Raw genomic sequence first — 20,277 nt, 5'->3', positions numbered from 1 at the left:
TTGTGAACGCTACCAAAACGTTATGAGCTGAAAATTCAATTGTTATGCTCTTTAGCTATTTATTTGTTTCACGCTATTAGAGCATAAATGAAATTTTTCACAACTTGATTATACCTCTTTTTCTATCGTCCTTCTATTACCCGAACAGAAAAAGGCTACCAAATTGGAATTGGTAGCCTTTTTAATATATTATTCGTCTTTTTTAAATTGCTCACATTTTAATTCTAATTCATCTAACATTGCAAGAAGACGATCTACATCTTCTAATTCTACTTCTTCAGGTTCAATTGTATCAATTACTTCAATGAACATATTTAAACGTTCTTTTAAATATACTAATTGTGTATCTTTATCTTGAATTGCTTTTCCCATGAAGGCACTCTCCTTTTAATTCGAGTTGCTTTTATTATACCGCAAAAACGATTGCTATGGGCATGAAATTTCATCAATTTTGTCACAGTCATCCACTATAATGTAAGCCCTCTCTCTTTCCATGCTAAAAAGTTTCACTTTATAAAAAGCACATATTCTTCTATTATAGAGAATGGACAAATTGTTATTTCAATAGTCAAAGGAGTATTTCATATGACGATATCACAAAAAATGAAGCCGATTACTCCTTCTTACGATCCATGGGAAGCGTATATGGACCTTGAAGAGTACGGCAAACTACTATTAACAAATGTTGAATTTACAACGACGACGTTATGCAACATGCGCTGTGAGCATTGCGCTGTTGGTTACACGTTACAGCCGAAAGACCCAAATCCGCTTCCGATGGATCTTTTATTAAAACGATTAGATGAGATTCCTCATTTACGTTCTTTAAGTATTACTGGCGGCGAACCTATGCTTTCAAAAAAATCCGTCGACAACTATGTAACACCACTCTTAAAATATGCCCATGAACGAGGCGTTCGCACTCAAATCAACTCTAACTTAACTATAGATTTAGCACGTTACGAACAGATTATTCCTTATTTAGACGTATTGCATATCTCTCATAACTGGGGAACAATTGATGACTTCGTTGAAGGCGGATTTGCAATGATGGAGCGTAAGCCTACTTACGAACAACGTGCAAAATTATTCGAAAGAATGATTACAAATAGTAAGGCTCTATCAGATGCAGGTGTACTTGTATCGGCCGAAACAATGCTAAACAAAAGAACTCTACCACATATTGAACATATTCACCGCCAAATCGTCGAAGAGATGGGCTGTAAACGTCATGAAGTTCATCCAATGTATCCAAGTGACTTCGCGAGTAATCTAGAGATTTTAACAAAAGCTGAAATTCGTGATGCGATTGAACATTTACTAGAAATTCGCGATGAAAATGTATGGATGCTATTTGGAACTTTACCTTTCTATGCTTGTAGCGATGACGAAAAAGACATAGCTACATTTAAAAAATTGCAAGAGAGCAAAAATGTAACTGTTCGTAACGATCCAGATGGTCGTTCACGCTTAAATGTAAATATTTTTGATGGTAATATTATCGTTACTGATTTTGGTGATGTTCCACTTCTAGGAAACATACAAACAAACACATTACAAGAAGCGTATGAAAAATGGAGCGCTTCAAAAACAGCAAAATCATTAAGCTGTCACTGTCCTGCAGTAAAATGTCTTGGACCAAATGTTCTTGTAAAAAACAGCTACTATCCGACAGAAGATTTCTTATCAAAAACAGCAAACATTACATTATAAAAAAAACGTCAGCTTATAAGCTGACGTTTTTTTTGTTATTGCGAGTGAGAAGAAGAAATAAATTTAAAAAACAAATGATCATGAATTGGAATTGCCGCTCCAATTCCTTGAGAAGTAATATTTTTCACAACAAGTCTTTTTTGATTTCCCTTTAATACAAGATACACTTCTCCAAATGTTACTTTTCCCTTTTCATTTACTGCTGGTGTATAAGCGTATAAATATCCGAGTTGACTCGGACTAATATTATACACACGCTCATGTCCAGTACCATAACCAATAGTTGTTTTAAACGAAAGGGGCAATTGTACTTTTTCAAGCGCTTTGAGAAGCATCATTTTTTTCACATCTGCAGCATCTTTCATATCTGCTGTTAAATCGCCTTCAACCGTCTTTTGTGTTTCTTGCTTATAGCGAAGTGGATACAAACGGTCTCCTCCGCGATTATCATACACATTTCGATTCACTTGTTTATATTCCCAATTAATCGATGTGTCTACTGATTCATAATGTAAAGCCCATTGACCTAAATAAATTTTTGCCCGATACCCTACTGCAAGCGGAGCATTTGAAATTGTCGTTTCATTAAACATCCGAATTAAGTCTGGATTTTCAATTTTAATATTAGCCGTTTTCAATAGCTCTTGAGCAAATTTACTTGGTTGTAAACGTGGCAAATCTTGCGCATCATTTGGAAATGTATTGTCTTTTGAAATATTTAAAACAGATGAAGGCATTTTTGTTCCTACTGTTGTCTTTGCAAAACTCATGTTAGGAAATAATAAAATAAACGAGACCATAGTTGAAAGACATATGCTGTATACTCGTTTCACCTGTCTGGCTCCTTCCTATGTAGGTATATATACTACTTCGTTTATTGTTTTCTCTGAGTGCAATTGTTATGCCTATTTTTCATAATAAATAAAAACCAATTCCCATAATGACATACGCCGCTAGTAAAGTGCCACCTTCAAACCAGTTTGTATCTCCATCATTGGAAATCGCAATCGTTAAGAAAACGGCTGTAATCATAGACACAAGTTCTGGTATGGTAAATACTAAAGGCATCCTTTGCGCGAAGAACATAGATAGCAATACTAATACAGGAGCAACAAACATGGCGATTTGTAATGTAGAGCCTATTGCAATTTCGACTGCAATATTTACTTTATTTTTATAAGCCATAATAATTGCAGACGCATGTTCCGCTGCATTCCCAACAATTGCAACGATAATAACCCCTATAAATAACTCTGACCAGCCAAATGACTTTGCAACAGTTTCAAAAGTATGCACGAGTGCCTCTGACACATAAGCTACCGCTAGTGTTGCTATTGCTAAAATAAGGAGCGCCTTCCCTTTCGACCACTCTGGCTCTTCTTCATGCGCTACTTCGTCACTTTTATGTTGATATACACCACGGTGCGTAACTAACTTAAATAGTAATGCAGCAAGGTACATGATAATCATAATAATAGAAACACCTATACTTAATTGATACGTCTTGCCAGCGTCCATCTTCATTGAAAAGATCTCTGGAATAACAAAGGCCACAACAACAGCAAATATTAATAAAGCTGAATTATGCCTTGCATCATATACATTAAAACTTTGTCTTTTGTATTTAAGACCTCCAACAAAGAAAGATAACCCTCCTACCAATAATAAATTTCCAAGTACAGAACCGGTTAAAGAAGCTAACACCACTTCAATTAACCCTGCTTGAAGTGCAAAAATTGAAATGATAAGTTCAACAGCATTACCGAAAGTAGCATTTAATAATCCGCCTATTCTAGGACCAGAAACAATTGCTAGACTCTCTGTTGCTCTCCCCATAAAACCAGCTAATGCGATAATCGTAATACAATACACAGCGAACATAATTGTTTCTGGCCAATGAAGTATTTTTCCAAGTACAGATAGTGGTACACCTATAAGCGCTACTATAAGAAATATTTTATTAAACATGCTTTTCATCCTTCCATCGTATGTATTTCTCCTCAATATTATTATTATTCTTCTCCTAACTTGTCCGATTTCATCACAATTACGTTTAAAAAATCGGATTGAAGAAAACAGTATGAAAGATATTTAAATTATCTTGTTTAAACAGACAGAATTATAAATTGTGAAAAGGGGTTAAAATTATGCACTTAAAAGAAAAAATCGCAACTATTATTCAAGGTCAACGTATTGGTGTATTATCTACAGTACGAAATGAGAAACCTCATAGCGCCTTTATGATGTTTTTCCATGAAGATTTTGTACTATATGTTGCAACAGATCGACAATCAAAAAAGATAACAGATATTGAACAAAATCCTAATGTCCATGTACTACTCGGACGAGAAGGAAAAAAATTAGATGAAGATTATATTGAAGTTGAAGGGTTAGCTTCAATCGAGGAAGACTCAACATTAAAAAACAAGTTTTGGAATAATAGCTTAAAACGTTGGTTACTCGGTCCTGAAGACCCTAATTACGTATTGATCAAAATCAATCCCGACACAATTTATTACATTGATGGTGCGGGTACGACGGAGCCTGAGTTTTTACGACTATAAAATAAAACAAGCCCCCCCCTTAGGTGGGCTTGTTTTGTCGAAAAGTTCTTTTAAAAAAAATAATAAAATAGGTGGAACTTTCCAAAGATTCTGTTGTATAATAGCAGTAACTTAAATAAACTGTATTAAAACAGATTGGGAGGAGAAATAAAATTGATGAAGAGAGAAGAACGCAAAAATATGATTGAGTTTATTGAAAAGAAAAAAGGGATTGAGCGTGACGAATTATTGTTTATGACAGACGATGAAGTAGAACATATTTATAATGTAACGTACTTTTTATATGAGGAAATTGCAGAGTAGTATAATAATCCCCACCTTATTAAAAATATAAGGTGGGGATTATTTCGTTATTTAGCCCACTATTTACAGGCAGTAAAACTCCCACCTTAAAATTCAGGTGGAGCAAGAAGTTAAGTTGAAGTCGTGCTTCCTATAAAGCTCAATTGCTTCAACTTTATACATGAGAATCATTTTCATGTATAATACTGTAAGATTGGAGGAATTTTACTATGAGTTCGTGGCTCTTATTTGCACTATTATCAGCAATTGCTGCTGCCCTTGTATCGATTTTTGGAAAGTTTGGTTTAGACGGCATCGATGCAAACGTTGCAACAACAATTCGATCTATTATTATGGCATTATTTATGATAGGCGTTATTATCATACAAGGTAAATTTCAAAATATCGGCGACGTACTGCTAAATAAAAAAGCACTGCTATTTATCACATTAAGTGGGATTGCAGGTGCTTCTTCATGGCTATTTTATTTTCTTGCCCTCAAAACAGGAAAGGTTTCACAAGTAGCTCCTGTCGATAAATTAAGCGTCGTATTTTCTATCATTCTCGCTATGATTATCCTCGGTGAAAAGTTAAACTTTATGACCGGCGTTGGTGTAGTCTTTATTACAGCTGGTGTATTATTTATTGCTTTCAGCTAAAAAAACCGCTATTAGCGGTTTTTCTTTTTCTTTATGTACAACCATACAACACATGTAACAACTGCTGAAATTAATAAAATCCATATTCCATAATGATGTAAACTATACTCAACGAAGCGCCACTTCTCGCCTAATTTCCAGCCAAGCCCAATAAAAACACTTATCCAAATGAGCGCACCACCGTAAGCGTACAAACAAAAACGCCAAAGTGTCAAATTTGATACCCCAGCAAAATATGCTGTTAAATGACGTACGCCCGGTATAAAATAACCAATCATTAAAAGAAATGGCCCATATTTTTCAAATAAAATATGTGTTTTTTCAATGTGATGTTCTTTAATTCTAATTTTCGGCCCATATTTCTTTAAAACAGGGAGCCCAAGTTTTAAACCTAATATGTAGCTTAACGTGATCCCTAACATCGCACCAGCCATCCCACTTAAAAAAGCAGCAGTTCCTGACATAACTCCTTTTGAAACATTATAACCAACAAAGGTCAATAAAAACTCGTCTGGTATCGGTAATCCGACAATCCCACCAGCCAAAGCTATAACAATTCCAAAATAGCCATAATGCGCGATTAACTCGCCAATATGTTGTTCCATTCGGAAGACACATCCTATGCACGGTCGTTATTCCACATTGTACCCTTTCTATCTTTAAGGCAAACATGGTATACATATTCACTATACATTGTTTTTATAATGAACTCTACTTCTATTCTTTCCTTTAACAGAGATAAAGGAAAACTTTACTCAGTGGGAGTTTTGTTCATCCTCTACTAATTATTAACCTATGCCAATCTTGCTTTTACAGACATCCCGACTCCACATAACTCACTTACATTCACCAATTTTGAGATTAGATTCTTATTGCCCGCAAATAACCCGATAAAAAATAAAAATTCATATGCGTGTTTTTTTGTTACAATAAAGGAAAGTTACTTTTCGCAACGGTTTAACTCTCAAGAAAAATGATATATCTAGCAAAAACATAGTTTGGTCTATATAATGCAACTTCTACCTATTAAAAGAACATACACCCTTTTACATACAACATCATTTTTCTAAATTATACAGGGGGGAACGAACATGACCATTGAAAATCAATTTATTCAAAAAGTTTACTATAAAACATTTTTAACAGAAGAAACTTCTACTCCTGCATCGGAAATACTCGGTGAAGCATATATAAATGAATCTAAAAATGAATTCTCCAACATTTCTAATATTCGATTTGCTCAAGGTGAATTTTATTATCAAAATAAAGATTTTGAAGCAGCTATATTTAAATGGGAAAAAGTAAATAATGCTCTTGCACTTTGGGCGACAAAAAATATTGCAGATGCTTATTTTGAACTAGGATTCTTACCAAAGGCAGAAGAAATTTATCAATCTATTCAAACGGAAGATACGACTCTTACGATGGAGGTTTCCTTACAACTTCTTTCTCTTTATATCGAACAAGATCGTTTAGGACTCGCTTTTAAGACGATTAGTGAAGCTGTTGCATTCCAACCGGATTACCCAAATATTACTGCAATTGCACGTTCTTTCTATGAAAAACAAGAAGATTGGAACAACGCTATCGAACTAGCTGTTCAAGAAGGTATCCGAACACAATCTTTACACTGGTTTGATACGTTAATAACTTACATAAACAAAGGATTTACAAAAAACATTAAGCCTGAATATTTCTATGAGTCTTTAAAAGCTCTATATGCTGTTGATCAAGCTCAATTTAAAGAACTTGTTATTGCTCTTTGGAATAGCTATCAACATGAATCCTTATACCTTCCTTGGATTCAAAGTATTAATCATTTATTCTTGCATATTGAAACAGACAATAATGACGATTGGAATGAAATTTCTACTCGCTACCAAGAAACATACTTTGCATTAATTACCGGAAATCATTTTATGCATGAATTAAACGGACTTGTACCAAATCTATTAACAAATTGGTTCAGTTTAACGAAAGCAAAAGATTCTCTAGTTGTCTCTGCAGCAGTGTTAGCATGGAATGAAGTCTCACCTACAACTTTAGAATCATTACTCGTAAAAAGTGCTGGATCCTTACTTTCTAATACATCAGCTGAAGCAGATGTAAATATGGAAACAGTTTCTCATTTATTCGAAACAATCGCTGTATGGGCTGAGAAAAATGATGTAGATTTAAGTCATCAATTTACGCTACTCGTCCATGAACTATGTGATTTAAATGTCACACCAATACTAATAGCTGGAACTAGTGACCATGATAAAACATCATTTGTTAATTCAATATTAGGAGAGAACATCTTAACTGAAACTTTAACAACTCCTATTCTATTTAAAGACGCTAGTCAAACTGAAATAACAGAATTTACCGATTTAGATATAAGAAATATCCCTAACCTTGATGAATTCCATCAAATAACGGCTACATCTGCTCAGTCAGAACTTGAGAAAAAATGTATAGAAATTAAGCTACCAAGTAGGTTTTTAAGAAAAAATAAGTTTACATTTCTTATTACACCATCCATTCAAGGACAATTGGATAAAAACAATGCATACTTTGAATACTTACAAGCAGCAGATAGCCTTGTATACGTATTAAATTCTTCTTCACCATTGCATAGTCAAGAAATTGATACGTTAATTTATTTACGTGAACAAGTACCAAACTTACAAATTCACTTCGTATCACACACAAATAATACGACTACTAATGAAAAACTAATTAGTAAACTTAAAGTACATTTTCCAGATGCACAATTCTTCCCATACTCTCCTTCGCAAGAGAGTAGCCAGCAACTTGGAGATGTAACAGAATCTATTCTTTCTAATCTTGCAAAACGCGATATAGAAAAAGAACGTATAGAAAAGCTAATATGGTTTACGCAAAAGACAATTGCTTATCTCATAAATGAACGTGTGGAATTAGAAAATACATTAGTAAAATCCGTACGCTGGAATAAACACATCTCAGTGAAACTTACTGGATTTATTAATAACCTTACTGCTCTTGAAAAAGATAAAATTCGTTCTATTACCGAATCCTATCTTTTAACGAAAGAAGAAATTACACGAGATATACATTCTCAAATTCCTGAATTATTACAGAGCTGCTCTGATCTTGTTCAAGAAGATAGTGATTTCAAATTAGTTCATGAAGAATTAAATGCTGCAATGAATGAACGAGTTCAAAAGCATGTACAACAGGTACTTCTTCCTAAATTTACTGGGTCTATTCAAGAATGGATTGAAACAGCACATAATGAATTTATTCAAGCTCAAGCTTATTTAGATGAAATGAGTGAAACGTTTAATAAATTATATAAAGAAGAACGTATGAAACTTCCTTGCGATTTCAAATTATTAGATGATTGGAATCGAGATGTTGTACGAATGACAAATCGAATTACAGTAACGAACATCAATATTTTATTACGCTTTACACCGACACAGTTTTTCTTAAAAAGTGCCGGAAAATTATTTGGTAATATGCAAAAAAACCAATCTATGCTCGCCAACAAATATAAACAATATATTGAAACAGAAGACTATACAGAAATTGCTCACACAATTTCAAAACAATTCTTCCTTCAATTTGAAGTATTTGAAGGTGCATTAGAACGTGATATCATGATGTTCTTCAAAGATCCACTTAACATATTGAAACAAAATGTAGATGCAGCTCAACTTGAGATAAAGGAAGACGAGCAAACATTAGCAACGCTAAGAAGCAATCCAGAAACATATCATGATCCTTTGGCGTTATTTAAACTACAATTGCTACAACATAAATTCGTTTTAAGTACTACAAAGAAACATGAAGATATTTTTGTATCAAACGAATCTCCTACTGTTTAACAAAAAAACCAAGCAAACTAAAATTTGCTTGGTTTTTTACTTTATTATTTTCATATGTTCAAACGGATAATAAATGCCTGCTAACTTTCCTAACACATCTTCTCTATCAATAAAACCTAAACCATTTCTACTATCTTTACTTATTAAGCGATTATCTCCCATAACAAAAATCTTATTTTCGGGAACTGTAATTGGTCCAAAGTCCTCTGTTAAATTCATAAGTTTTTTTTCTGCTTGTTTTTTATTACTATCCAAATACTCTTCATCTTTCACTTCAGAATTTACATATAATTGATCATTTCTCATCTCAATTATATCTCCAGATAATCCAATCACTCTTTTGACATAAAAATTATCTGTTTTCACAACAATAATATCTTCTCTCCCATAGCTTTCAAATTGTTTTGCTAACTTATTAACAATCACCTTATCTCCATCTTGCAACGTTGGCCTCATAGATGCTCCTTTTACAGTCGTAGGGAAAAACACAAAAATTTTCGCCAAAAACACCAATAAACATGCAATTGCAATAGTTCCAAAGAATTCACGCCAACATTTTTTCTTTTGCATCATTTCACCATCTCATCATCTTTTTACTTTTATTATAAATAATACAACCGATATTTTTCTACAAAATTCTGAATTATAAAATTATAATATTAGAAATTTCAAAATGGTAATACTGATCAAATTAAACAAGCAAAAAAGATACTCTCAAAATAGTCTATCCACTATTTTGAGAGTATCTTTTTATAATCCCACATATACAATACACATTTGAGCAGCTACATATGTAAACCAAATCCAAAGTGGCTCATACTTTAATTTACGCCCTCCGATATCTGTCACGCCAATAATAAAATCAGAAATCACAAACAGTAAACCACCAAACGCTGGTATCCACCATATTCCTGTATTTTCATAATATAAGGCGAATGCAAAGCAAGCCATTCCTCCAACCCACAATCCGTAAATTAGAGCTCCTATCGTAAACAATTTATCCTGTTTATCATTTCGGATAAAGAAGAACCATCCTACAATTAGAAAGAGCCCATATACGAGTAAACCAATCCAAAAACCATTCCACGAAATTCCTGTTTGCAAAAATGCTTTTACATAAAAACAATGAGCAAGAGCGAAAGTAACCATCCCTCCAATTAACCTGTGACCAATTGGAATCAGCCCAGCCATAAACAAATCTCCCACAGTCGATAAAGTCATACCAAGTGCAACCCACGTACTATACTCTACAGATGGATCTTGTAACCATATCCAAATTGCACTACCTGTTAAAGAAAAACTAAGAATAAGACGGATTGCTAAAGGTAACGGCATATTATCTTTCGTTCTTTTTGTCTGCCGCATTGCATAAATTGCACCAATTAAAAAAAGAAGTATTTGCCCAATTAACACCACGTAAAGTAGATTCATAATATGTTCTCCTCAATAAATGCTTTTTGTATCTTTTTTCGTTACACTTAGTCTATTATCCTTTTTCTATAAAAAAAGAAGAACAGTACTGTTCTTCCATTGTAATCGCTTTTCTGCTTTCTATGCTACTTGTTTTTCTTTCTCTATTTTTTGCTTAGCTGGCGTCCGATTTACCACAATAATTCCCGCGGCTACACATGCTAAACCGAGTAACACAAATGAATGAATTGCTTCACCTAAAATCATGCTCGATAATAACACACCAAATACGGGTATAAAGAACATATACATAGATACTTTTCCAACCTTATTGTACTTCATAATTGTATTCCAAATGCAAAAACCAGCTGCAGATAAGAAAGATAAATAAATCAGCATAAGTAGTGCATGTAGACTAAATGTAAATGGCATGACTCCAACTTGTAAAGCCCCTATACATAATAATCCTATAGAACCAAACATCATTTGGTATGCTGTCATATAGCCAACATCTAATGTTTTACTACCTTCTTTTGCTAATATGTTTCCATATGAATACAGCATTGCTGCACTAAGAAGTAATAAGCTTCCGATTCCAAAATGAAATGATAAGCTACCATCACTCGGCACATTTACTAAAACGACGCCACAAAAACCAATCGATACCCCAATTATTTTTCTTATATTGAGAGCATCATCTTTATATAAAAAATGGGCGAGTAAAATTTGAAAGAATGATGATGTCCCTGAAATGATAGCTCCTTCAATTCCTGAACTATAACTCATTCCAATGTAAAAACAGATATATTGAAGAAACGTTTGGAATAAACCAATTTGTATTAACTGTTTCCCCGTTCCTTTTTTGAAGCTCATATCTTTTCCTAACACTTTAAAGAATAATAAGAGCATGACTCCAGATAACAAGAAACGATAACCGGCAAATAATATTTGTTCTCCAACTTCTTGTGGTTGAATTCCAAGTTCAGCATAACTTAACTTAATAAAAGGAAATGCGCTTCCCCATAAAAAAGTTGCTACTATTGCAGCAATAAATACGCCAATCGGATGGGTAAAAAATTTCTCTGTCTTCACTTGTTGTCTTCCTTTCCGACCTTTTTATGAACAATATTCATATATACCAAAGGAATTGCGAAAACACAAGTTTTCCGTTTATACTTGAAACAAAACCGTACCATCTCATAAAAACATATGATATACTATAGAATAATTACAACATAATAACTATTAAAAACAGATTCAACAGAAATGCTGCTATCCATTATGGATGGCAGCTTTCGTCGTTTTATAGGGGTTTCGATTTTGATTATTTTTCTCAATAAGAATTCGGAAGGAGCGAGTAGTAATGAACTCAGAAGTAAAAACGTTACACGCAAAAGAAACAATTTCTCATCCCTCTTTATGGGACACATTAAAAAAACATTATGAACTTGTATTTGCATTGGCATCTGGTATTTTTATTTTAGCTGGCTGGCTATTCACAAAGAACGATGCAATGAATGCAGGTATTACTTGCTATATCCTTGCTTATATAGTTGGTGGATATGCAAAAGCGAAAGAAGGAATTGAAGATACGATTGAAGAAAAAGAGCTAAATGTTGAAATGCTAATGCTCTTTGCAGCTATCGGTGCTGCAATTATTGGCTACTGGGCAGAAGGGGCTATTTTAATCTTCATCTTTGCGCTCAGCGGTGCTATGGAATCTTATACATTAAGTAAGAGCCAAAAAGAAATTTCCGCTCTTCTTGACTTACAACCCGAAGAAGCATTACGCATTTCCAACGGAACAGAGGAACGTATTCCTGTTGGAGAGTTACAAATTAACGACATTATTTTAATTAAACCAGGTGAACGTGTTCCTGCTGACGGTACGATTCATAACGGTGAAACAAATATCGATGAAGCAGCAATCACGGGAGAACCTATTCCAAATGAGAAAAGACATGGCGATGAAGTATTTGCAGGTACTGTAAATTTACGTGGTGCTATCGAAGTTAAAATTACGAAGCCGAGCGATCAAACATTATTCCAAAAGATTATCCGTCTCGTACAAAGTGCACAAAGTGAAAAATCACCATCACAACTATTCATCGAAAAGTTTGAAGGAACATACGTAAAAGGTGTACTACTCGTTGTTGCGCTTATGATGTTCGTTCCTCATTTCTTACTTGACTGGAGCTGGAATGAAACGTTTTATCGCGCTATGATCTTACTTGTAGTCGCATCTCCTTGTGCACTCGTTGCTGCCATTACACCAGCAACGTTATCTGCAATTTCTAACGGAGCAAGAAATGGAATTCTCTTTAAAGGTGGCATACATTTAGAACGCCTCGCTTCAGTAAAAGCAATCGCCTTTGATAAAACAGGAACATTAACAGAAGGAAAACCTACCGTAACAGATATATATGTTCGAGAAAATATGACAGAAAAAGAAGTACTTTCTATTACAGCATCAATTGAAAGTCACTCTACACATCCTTTGGCTGAATCTATTGTTAAATATGCACAACATGCGTACGACATTACATTAAAAAAACCAGAAAAGGTTGAAGATGTAACTGGTTTTGGGCTAAAAGGAATATTCGAAAACAACGCTTATAAAATAGGTAAAGCTGATTTTATCGGTGAAGAAACAAAAACATTTCATAATGGTATTTCTGCCTCACTTGAAAAGGAAGGTAAAACTGTCGTTTATATTAGTGATGAGGGAGGCATTCTTGGACTTATCGCTTTAAAAGATACGCTTCGCCAAGAAACAATAGCTGCTATTCGTGATTTACAAAGCATTGGTGTCGAAGCAATTATGATTACTGGAGATAATGAAGAAACAGCAAAAGCAATTGCCTCTGAAAGTAATATAAAGGAATATTACGCATCATGCTTACCAGAAACAAAAGTTGAAACGATTAAAAAGTTAAAAGAAAAATACGGTACAGTAGCAATGGTCGGAGACGGTATAAATGATGCACCTGCACTAGCTACTGCTAGCATTGGTGTCGCAATGGGAGAAGGAACAGATGTAGCTTTAGAAACTGCGGATGTTGTACTGATGAAGAACGAACTATCTCGTCTTTCTCAAGCAATCCGTCTATCAAAACGAATGAATCGTATTGTGAAGCAAAACGTAATCTTTTCGCTAGCCGTTATTGCCATGCTAATTTGTTCAAACTTCTTGCAATTTTTAGCTCTTCCATTCGGTGTTATTGGCCATGAAGGAAGTACGATTCTTGTCATTTTGAATGGCTTACGATTATTAAAAGGAAGCAAATAAAACGGGTCCCTCATAGAGGACCCGTTTTTTTTAATGATAGCTATTATGACCGTTCGCACTGCTACTCGTTTTATGCTTTGGATGCGAACTGCTCTTTTGTTTATTATTACTTTTATTATTATGGTTCTTTTTATTATTACTCATGAAATATCCCCCCTGTTCCTTTTTATTATGGAACAAGAGCTCATTATTCATTACGGGAATTATTGTCACCGGTTCTATAATGGTGGAGTAAACCATTAATTTCACCGCCAAGTAAAATTACCCATCCAGTTAAGTAAAACCATAACATTAAAATAATGATACCACCGAGACCACCATATGTATTGGCGTAATTCGCAAACTTATCTACATAATAAGCAAATGAGTACGATACCACAATCCATCCTACAGTAGCAAATAACGCCCCTGAAATAACTTCTCTTCTTTTTAACTTTCGATCTGGTGCAAATGTATATAAGAAACTAAACAAAGCAAATAGCACGAAGAAACTCGCTACTAATCGTGTAATGCTCCATACGAAAGAAAAGCTATCTGATAAACCGAGTGCTTTAAACACTGCTGCTCCAATAACTTGTCCGAATACCGGAACAATTAACGCAAAGACAATCATAAAAATAATAGCTAATGTAAACACAATTGATAACGCTCTTGTTGTAATAAAAGAACGTGTTTCCTTCACGTCATAAGCGCGGTTAAAAGCATTCATAACCGCATTAACACCATTTGAGGCAAACCATAACATGGATAATAAACCAAATGATAATAAACCACCATTTTGCTGGTTTACAACTTTATCTACATTTACCTCAATTAAGTTCATTGCATCATCTGGTACATAAACCTCTAATAAACTAAGCACATCCTCTGTTTGAATGGGAATAAATCCAAGAAGCGTAATTAAGAAAACGAGCCCAGGAAAAATTGCAAGCAAGAAGAAATAAGCGAGCTGTGCTGCCAAGCCCGCTACATCATCGCGCATCGTCCGGTCATATAAATCTTTACCAAACGAATAAGTACGATTTCTTCTCACCTTTTCTAAAATTTTTCTCATATATGTTTAAACGCTTTTCTTCTCTTCTTTATCTTGCTTTAACTCAATGTACGCTTCAGTTTTTTTTTCCACTGCATTTGAGTCTTTCATAAATAATTCACGCGCTTCTTTCATACCACCATCTTCAGCAACTATTGGCTCTTCTTCTACTTTCAACTCATCTACCTTTGGAGATACAGCTTGAATTTCAATCGTTTCTGGCTTTTCTTCTGGCTCAACTTTTTTCTTACTAAAAATTTCTTTCGTTTCTTTTAACGTCTCTACAACAGATGGCGTTAATTTTTTAATTTCTGCTACTTTCGCTTTTACCACATTGAAATCAGCAAGTTCGCGTCCTTTATCTGTAACAGTTTGCACTTTTTCTTTGATCTTTGCATTTTCGCCAATTTCAATCATCTTTGTTTTTGCTTTTTCTGCAGTATTTTTTACTTTTTCACGATTTTCTTTCTTCAACATAGATATAGCTACACCTGCAGCTACACCAATCGCAATGTTTCGAGCAATATTATTTTTCTTTGCCATATTCCTTCACCCTTTCATTTCTTATGTTAGAAAGTATTTCTTTCTAAGCTTCCTCATATTCCTTGTTCATTTCGAATGAAAGCTAATAGCTTTGCACACCCTTCTGTTACAAGGTCATATACTTCTTGGAAATTCCCTGTATAGTAAGGGTCGGGAACGTCTGTCCAGCCACCGTCTGGAACAAAATCGGACAGCCTACCAATATAGCCTCCAGTTTTACCTAAACTTTTTAAATCTGCTATATTCTTGTTGTCCATGGCAATAATATAATCAAACTTTGTTAAGTCTTCTTTTTCTACTTGCCTTGCTTTAATTCCTTCAAAAGTGACTGCATTTTCTTTTAAAATTTTTTGTGTTCCTTTATGTGGCGGATGGCCAACATGCCAATCTCCAGTTCCTGCAGAATCAATGACAATTTTCTCTTCAAGTCCCTCTTTTACGACAAGATTTCGAAAAATCGCTTCTGCCATCGGAGAACGGCAAATGTTCCCAAGACAAACAAACAATACTTGAACCATATTTTTGTTTCTTCCCTTCTTGGTGCATTTCTTAATATATACTTATAGTATAAACAACCAATTATTAAATATAAAGGAAATCCCTACTAATTTAATGGGATTGAAAAGATTCATTAACGAAAATGATAAAAAATGTTAAGATAGCCTTATGTTATTTTAAAGGGGGACACTTCGGTGGATTTATCCGTAAAGTCAGAAGAAAACGTTGAATACATGGTCGAAGCTATTAAAGAAAAATTACGTATGGTTAATGCTGGAGCGATGAGAGCTGCTAGTTTTAACGAAGAAATGTACGAAGATTTACGTGACATTTATGATCATGTTATGAAACGTGAAACATTCAGCATTAGTGAAATGCAAGCTATTACAGAAGAATTAGGTACATTAATTAAAAAGTAAAAAAGCCTCTCTTATATGAGGCTCTTTTTTATTTCCAACAAATTCATGACAACTCTTCTCTTTCCCTCAACCAACTGTAAAATATTGTACAATAGAAGTAGAACCTCACCTTAGATTTTTTCTCCATACATACTACTCACAAATAATAGCAACACTACCATTGCTAACTGTTTTTACTGGAGGTGCTTACTTATGAGCAATTGGTACAGTAAGACGAAAGATCAAACATTAATTGACCTAGAAACAAACGAACAACACGGTTTAACAGATGAAATTGTAAGTGAACGTTTAAAGCAATACGGTTCTAATGAATTAGCTACAAAACAAAAACGCACTTTATTGCAGCGTATTTTCGCCCAAATTAATGACGTCCTCGTATATGTCCTTATTATTGCAGCCCTTATTTCTGCCTTTGTAGGTGAATGGGCAGATGCAAGTATCATTGCGCTCGTTGTAGTTTTAAATGCTGTTATCGGTGTCGTCCAAGAATCGAAAGCAGAACAAGCCTTAGAGGCATTGAAAAAGATGGCGACACCTAAAGCTATCGTCAAGCGAGATGGTGAACTAAAAGAAATTCCATCTGAGCACGTCGTTCCAGGTGATATCGTTATGCTCGACGCCGGACGATATATCCCATGCGATTTACGCCTGATCGAAACCGCAAATTTAAAAGTTGAAGAATCTGCTCTAACTGGTGAATCTGTCCCTGTTGATAAAGATGCAATCTACCACCCTTCCATGCAAAGTGATGAGCAAGTACCACTCGGTGATCAAAAGAATATGGCCTTTATGTCTACTCTTGTTACATATGGACGAGGCGTCGGTGTTGCTGTTGAAACTGGAATGAACTCACAAATTGGTAAGATTGCTACCCTTTTACATGAAGCTGACGATGATATGACACCACTTCAAAAAAGCTTAGCACAAGTCGGAAAGTATTTAGGCTTTGTTGCTGTAGCTATTTGTATCGTGATGTTTCTCATAGGCTTTTTACAAGGACGAGATACACTAGAAATGTTTATGACTGCAATTAGTTTAGCCGTTGCAGCTATTCCAGAAGGTTTGCCAGCTATCGTTTCCATCGTTCTTGCAATTGGTGTGCAACGTATGATTAAACAAAACGTTATCATTCGGAAACTACCAGCTGTTGAAGCCCTCGGTTCTGTCACAATTATTTGTTCAGATAAAACAGGTACGTTAACGCAAAATAAAATGACCGTTACTCACTTTTATAGTGATAACACATACGATCGCTTAGAGAGTTTAAATGTAAATAATGATGCGCAACGTCTATTGTTAGAAAATATGGTGCTATGTAATGATGCGTCTTACAATAACGAATCACAAACGGGAGACCCGACTGAAATTGCTCTTCTCGTTGCCGGAACCACCTTTAATATGCAAAAAGATCATTTAGAAAAAATACATGAACGTGTTAACGAAGTACCTTTCGATTCAGATCGTAAAATGATGTCAACTGTACATACATACGATGAAAGCTACTATAGCATGACGAAAGGCGCTATTGATAAGCTCTTACCCCGATGTACCCATATTTTTAAAAACGGCAAAATCGAGATTTTAACTGATTCTGATAAAAATCAAATATTAAAAGCTGCCGGATCAATGTCTCAAGAAGCTTTAAGAGTACTTTCATTCGCATTTAAACAATACGATTCAAACGATGTGGATATAAATCATCTTGAAAAAAATCTTATCTTTATTGGTCTTGTCGGTATGATTGATCCACCACGAACTGAAGTGAAAGATTCAATTAAAGAATGTAAAAAAGCCGGTATTCGCACAGTTATGATTACTGGTGACCATAAAGATACCGCCTTTGCAATTGCCAAAGAACTTGGCATTGCTGAAGAAATATCGGAAATTATGATTGGAACTGAATTAGATAACGTTTCTGATACAGAACTAGCTAGCAAAATTAATCATTTAAATGTATTCGCTAGAGTCTCTCCTGAGCATAAAGTGAAAATTGTAAAGGCATTACGCGCGAAAGGAAATATCGTTTCTATGACTGGTGACGGTGTCAATGATGCACCATCTTTAAAGCAAGCTGATGTTGGCGTAGCGATGGGCATTACAGGAACAGACGTTGCAAAAGGGGCAGCAGATGTCGTGTTAACAGATGATAATTTCTCATCTATTGTGAAAGCCGTTGAAGAAGGTAGAAATATTTATCGTAACATAAAAAAATCAATTCTCTTCCTACTCTCTTGTAACTTCGGAGAAATTATCGCTTTATTTTTAGCGATTTTACTCGGCTGGGCAACACCACTACGACCTATTCATATTTTGTGGGTGAATTTAATTACAGATACACTGCCTGCATTATCACTTGGGGTTGATCCTGAAGATCCAGATGTGATGAAGGAAAAACCACGACATGCGAAAGAAAGCTTATTTAGTGGCAGCGTTCCTTTCCTGATTTTCAATGGAGTTATCATTGGACTTTTAACGCTAATAGCTTTTATCGCCGGAGCAAAATTCTATACTGGAGATACAAATTTATTCCCTCTTTTCCCAGAGCGAATTGATGACGATGCTCTATTACATGCTCAAACGATGGCATTTGTCGTTCTTAGTTTTTCTCAGCTCGTTCATTCATTTAACTTGCGTTCAAGAACGAAATCAATTTTTTCAATTGGGATCTTTACAAATAAATATTTAGTTTTCTCCCTTCTTATCGGTGTTCTTATGCAAGTTTGTATCATCTCCATCCCGCCCCTTGCAAATATATTCGGTGTACATGCATTAACGATGCGAGATTGGGGATTTGTTCTCTTATTAAGTATCATTCCACTTATTGTGAATGAGATTATTAAATTAGTGAAGAGAAACTAAAAGGCAATGAGGAATAGTCCTCATTGCCTTTTCATTTACCCCACTGATTAAAGTTTCACTTTATCCTTGTAATTCTTTTTTAATGTTCTCTGTTAATGTAGCCATACGTTTGCGGCTTTCTTCACGCTCACGCTTGTTTTGTTCTTCAATTTGTTGTGTTTCTTGCATACCTCTTGAAATAATGTTCCAAGTTTCCTCAAGTGTTTCCATCTTAATACTAGAAGAACCTGATAATCTCGCTACTTCTACACTTTGCGTTGCGATATTTTGTGCATTTTTCTTAAGTAATTCATTTGTACGACGATCCAGTTCAGCCATAGAATCTGCAACAAGTTTTTGACGCTTCGCATTTACCGCCTGAATGATACCATTTTTAAAGATAGGAATCGTTGTAATAAATGCTGTATTGATTTTACCAATTAATTTATTATTACCACGTTGAATCATACGAATTTGTGGTGCTGTAAGTAACGCAACCATACGTGCTTTTTCTAAATCATCAATACGCTGTTCTAAAATTTCAACAGAGTTTTTAAGCGACTCTAATTCAATACCTGCTAATTGATCATTATTACGTACACGCTCTTCATACATCGGAACTAACTCTGTATTTAAACGCTCTAATAACATTTCTCCTGCTACTACGTATTTTTCTAAGTCTAAATAATATTTTAAGTTTTGCTCATATAAACCATCTAACGTACCAATTGATTTTTTCATTTCATCTTGATACTTTGTAATTTCCACATACACTTTATCAATTTCACGGCCCATCGTTTGATATTTGCTAAAGATTTGTTCAATCATTTTATCCGCTTTTTTGAACATACGTGAGAAGAAACCGCTTTTCTCTTCCGCAAAGTCTTTGCTATCGAATCGGTCCATAATTTTACCAAGCTGTTTTAATAATTCACCAGAATCTTCTATCTTTGATAATGAAATCGTATGTAAAATTTGATCAGCAAAACGTGAAATTTCCATAGAAGGTTCTTTTCCAAGTTCAATTAATTCTAATTGATCTTTAATATCTACCGCATTATAAATACGTTGTACATCCGCATCTTGTCTAAGTTGTAAGCGAACATCTTGTGCTGTTTGTTCATTTAATTCTGTTTTCGGATCTAGTACGACTGGGTTATTCATATGGTATTCTC

At 34.6% G+C, this 20,277-nt stretch carries 19 protein-coding genes; 8 read left to right on the top strand and 11 right to left on the bottom strand.

Features of this window, described 5'->3' with window-relative positions; genetic code table 11:
- Window positions 1-189: 189 nt before the first annotated feature.
- On the bottom strand, window positions 190-372 hold the full coding sequence (locus tag ACZDYH_RS22545; RefSeq protein WP_000513558.1) for an SE1561 family protein: 183 nt from the start codon (window positions 370-372) through the stop codon (window positions 190-192).
- Between the two features lie 213 nt (window positions 373-585).
- Between ACZDYH_RS22545 and yfkAB the strand changes: the two genes are divergently transcribed.
- Entirely contained in the window at window positions 586-1,713 is a 1,128-nt protein-coding gene (gene yfkAB, locus ACZDYH_RS22540) for a radical SAM/CxCxxxxC motif protein YfkAB (protein ID WP_016125372.1), read from the top strand.
- A 35-nt stretch (window positions 1,714-1,748) separates the two neighbouring features.
- On the opposite strand, the gene ACZDYH_RS22535 is transcribed toward yfkAB, so the two are convergent.
- Entirely contained in the window at window positions 1,749-2,546 is a 798-nt protein-coding gene (locus ACZDYH_RS22535) for a YfkD famly protein (protein ID WP_002083605.1), read from the bottom strand.
- A 79-nt stretch (window positions 2,547-2,625) separates the two neighbouring features.
- Complete coding sequence (gene cax / locus ACZDYH_RS22530; RefSeq protein ID WP_157673953.1) at window positions 2,626-3,681, bottom strand: calcium/proton exchanger; 1,056 nt, start codon at window positions 3,679-3,681, stop codon at window positions 2,626-2,628.
- A 179-nt stretch (window positions 3,682-3,860) separates the two neighbouring features.
- Between cax and ACZDYH_RS22525 the strand changes: the two genes are divergently transcribed.
- The 3 genes from ACZDYH_RS22525 to ACZDYH_RS22515 all read left to right on the top strand — a co-directional run bounded on the left by ACZDYH_RS22525 (window position 3,861) and on the right by ACZDYH_RS22515 (window position 5,218).
- The gene (locus tag ACZDYH_RS22525) at window positions 3,861-4,277 is read left to right on the top strand and encodes a pyridoxamine 5'-phosphate oxidase family protein (protein ID WP_088362196.1); all 417 of its coding nucleotides are present in this window, start codon (window positions 3,861-3,863) and stop codon (window positions 4,275-4,277) included.
- A 156-nt stretch (window positions 4,278-4,433) separates the two neighbouring features.
- Window positions 4,434-4,580 carry a BH0509 family protein gene (locus ACZDYH_RS22520; protein ID WP_000817786.1) on the top strand — a complete coding sequence of 49 codons (147 nt, stop codon included), beginning with the start codon at window positions 4,434-4,436 and terminating at the stop codon, window positions 4,578-4,580.
- A gap of 209 nt (window positions 4,581-4,789) precedes the next feature.
- On the top strand, window positions 4,790-5,218 hold the full coding sequence (locus tag ACZDYH_RS22515; RefSeq protein ID WP_000100295.1) for an EamA family transporter: 429 nt from the start codon (window positions 4,790-4,792) through the stop codon (window positions 5,216-5,218).
- An 11-nt stretch (window positions 5,219-5,229) separates the two neighbouring features.
- Here ACZDYH_RS22515 and ACZDYH_RS22510 read toward each other — a convergent pair whose 3' ends face one another.
- Complete coding sequence (locus ACZDYH_RS22510) at window positions 5,230-5,823, bottom strand: DedA family protein (protein WP_000434878.1); 594 nt, start codon at window positions 5,821-5,823, stop codon at window positions 5,230-5,232.
- Window positions 5,824-6,309: 486 nt separating this feature from the next.
- On the opposite strand from ACZDYH_RS22510, the gene ACZDYH_RS22505 reads away from it, so the two are divergent.
- Window positions 6,310-9,072 carry a tetratricopeptide repeat protein gene (locus ACZDYH_RS22505; protein ID WP_048535054.1) on the top strand — a complete coding sequence of 921 codons (2,763 nt, stop codon included), beginning with the start codon at window positions 6,310-6,312 and terminating at the stop codon, window positions 9,070-9,072.
- Between the two features lie 36 nt (window positions 9,073-9,108).
- Here ACZDYH_RS22505 and lepB read toward each other — a convergent pair whose 3' ends face one another.
- The 3 genes from lepB to ACZDYH_RS22490 form a co-directional block, all read right to left on the bottom strand.
- Complete coding sequence (gene lepB / locus ACZDYH_RS22500) at window positions 9,109-9,645, bottom strand: signal peptidase I (RefSeq protein WP_041183968.1); 537 nt, start codon at window positions 9,643-9,645, stop codon at window positions 9,109-9,111.
- A 177-nt stretch (window positions 9,646-9,822) separates the two neighbouring features.
- Entirely contained in the window at window positions 9,823-10,503 is a 681-nt protein-coding gene (locus tag ACZDYH_RS22495) for a lysoplasmalogenase (RefSeq protein WP_001051080.1), read from the bottom strand.
- A 120-nt stretch (window positions 10,504-10,623) separates the two neighbouring features.
- The gene (locus tag ACZDYH_RS22490; RefSeq protein ID WP_000845697.1) at window positions 10,624-11,574 is read right to left on the bottom strand and encodes a DMT family transporter; all 951 of its coding nucleotides are present in this window, start codon (window positions 11,572-11,574) and stop codon (window positions 10,624-10,626) included.
- Between the two features lie 271 nt (window positions 11,575-11,845).
- Between ACZDYH_RS22490 and ACZDYH_RS22485 the strand changes: the two genes are divergently transcribed.
- Window positions 11,846-13,771, top strand: coding sequence for a heavy metal translocating P-type ATPase (locus ACZDYH_RS22485; RefSeq protein WP_006927450.1), 1,926 nt, complete (start codon window positions 11,846-11,848; stop codon window positions 13,769-13,771).
- Between the two features lie 187 nt (window positions 13,772-13,958).
- Here the strand turns inward: ACZDYH_RS22485 and ACZDYH_RS22480 are convergent, their stop codons facing one another.
- Genes ACZDYH_RS22480 through ACZDYH_RS22470 form a run of 3 tightly spaced genes read right to left on the bottom strand, consistent with a single transcriptional unit; the run spans window position 13,959 to window position 15,865 of the window.
- Window positions 13,959-14,825, bottom strand: a complete 867-nt coding sequence (locus ACZDYH_RS22480) for a YihY/virulence factor BrkB family protein (RefSeq protein ID WP_001226536.1) — start codon at window positions 14,823-14,825, stop codon at window positions 13,959-13,961.
- Window positions 14,826-14,831: 6 nt separating this feature from the next.
- Window positions 14,832-15,347, bottom strand: a complete 516-nt coding sequence (locus ACZDYH_RS22475; RefSeq protein ID WP_088362195.1) for a DUF4075 domain-containing protein — start codon at window positions 15,345-15,347, stop codon at window positions 14,832-14,834.
- Between the two features lie 53 nt (window positions 15,348-15,400).
- On the bottom strand, window positions 15,401-15,865 hold the full coding sequence (locus ACZDYH_RS22470; protein WP_000250916.1) for a low molecular weight protein-tyrosine-phosphatase: 465 nt from the start codon (window positions 15,863-15,865) through the stop codon (window positions 15,401-15,403).
- A 174-nt stretch (window positions 15,866-16,039) separates the two neighbouring features.
- Between ACZDYH_RS22470 and ACZDYH_RS22465 the strand changes: the two genes are divergently transcribed.
- Window positions 16,040-16,264, top strand: a complete 225-nt coding sequence (locus tag ACZDYH_RS22465; protein ID WP_000366196.1) for a DUF1128 domain-containing protein — start codon at window positions 16,040-16,042, stop codon at window positions 16,262-16,264.
- 192 nt (window positions 16,265-16,456) lie between these two features.
- Window positions 16,457-19,123: a cation-translocating P-type ATPase gene (locus ACZDYH_RS22460; protein ID WP_088362194.1), complete on the top strand. Its 2,667-nt coding sequence runs from the start codon at window positions 16,457-16,459 to the stop codon at window positions 19,121-19,123.
- 60 nt (window positions 19,124-19,183) lie between these two features.
- Here the strand turns inward: ACZDYH_RS22460 and ACZDYH_RS22455 are convergent, their stop codons facing one another.
- The gene (locus ACZDYH_RS22455; protein ID WP_474887207.1) at window positions 19,184-20,266 is read right to left on the bottom strand and encodes a toxic anion resistance protein; all 1,083 of its coding nucleotides are present in this window, start codon (window positions 20,264-20,266) and stop codon (window positions 19,184-19,186) included.
- Window positions 20,267-20,277 lie beyond the last annotated feature (11 nt).

Source organism: Bacillus sp. EB V-12 (assembly GCF_056158125.1).
The sequence above is the reverse complement of the archived record's forward strand: the minus strand, read 5'-3'. Positions and strand labels throughout refer to the sequence as shown.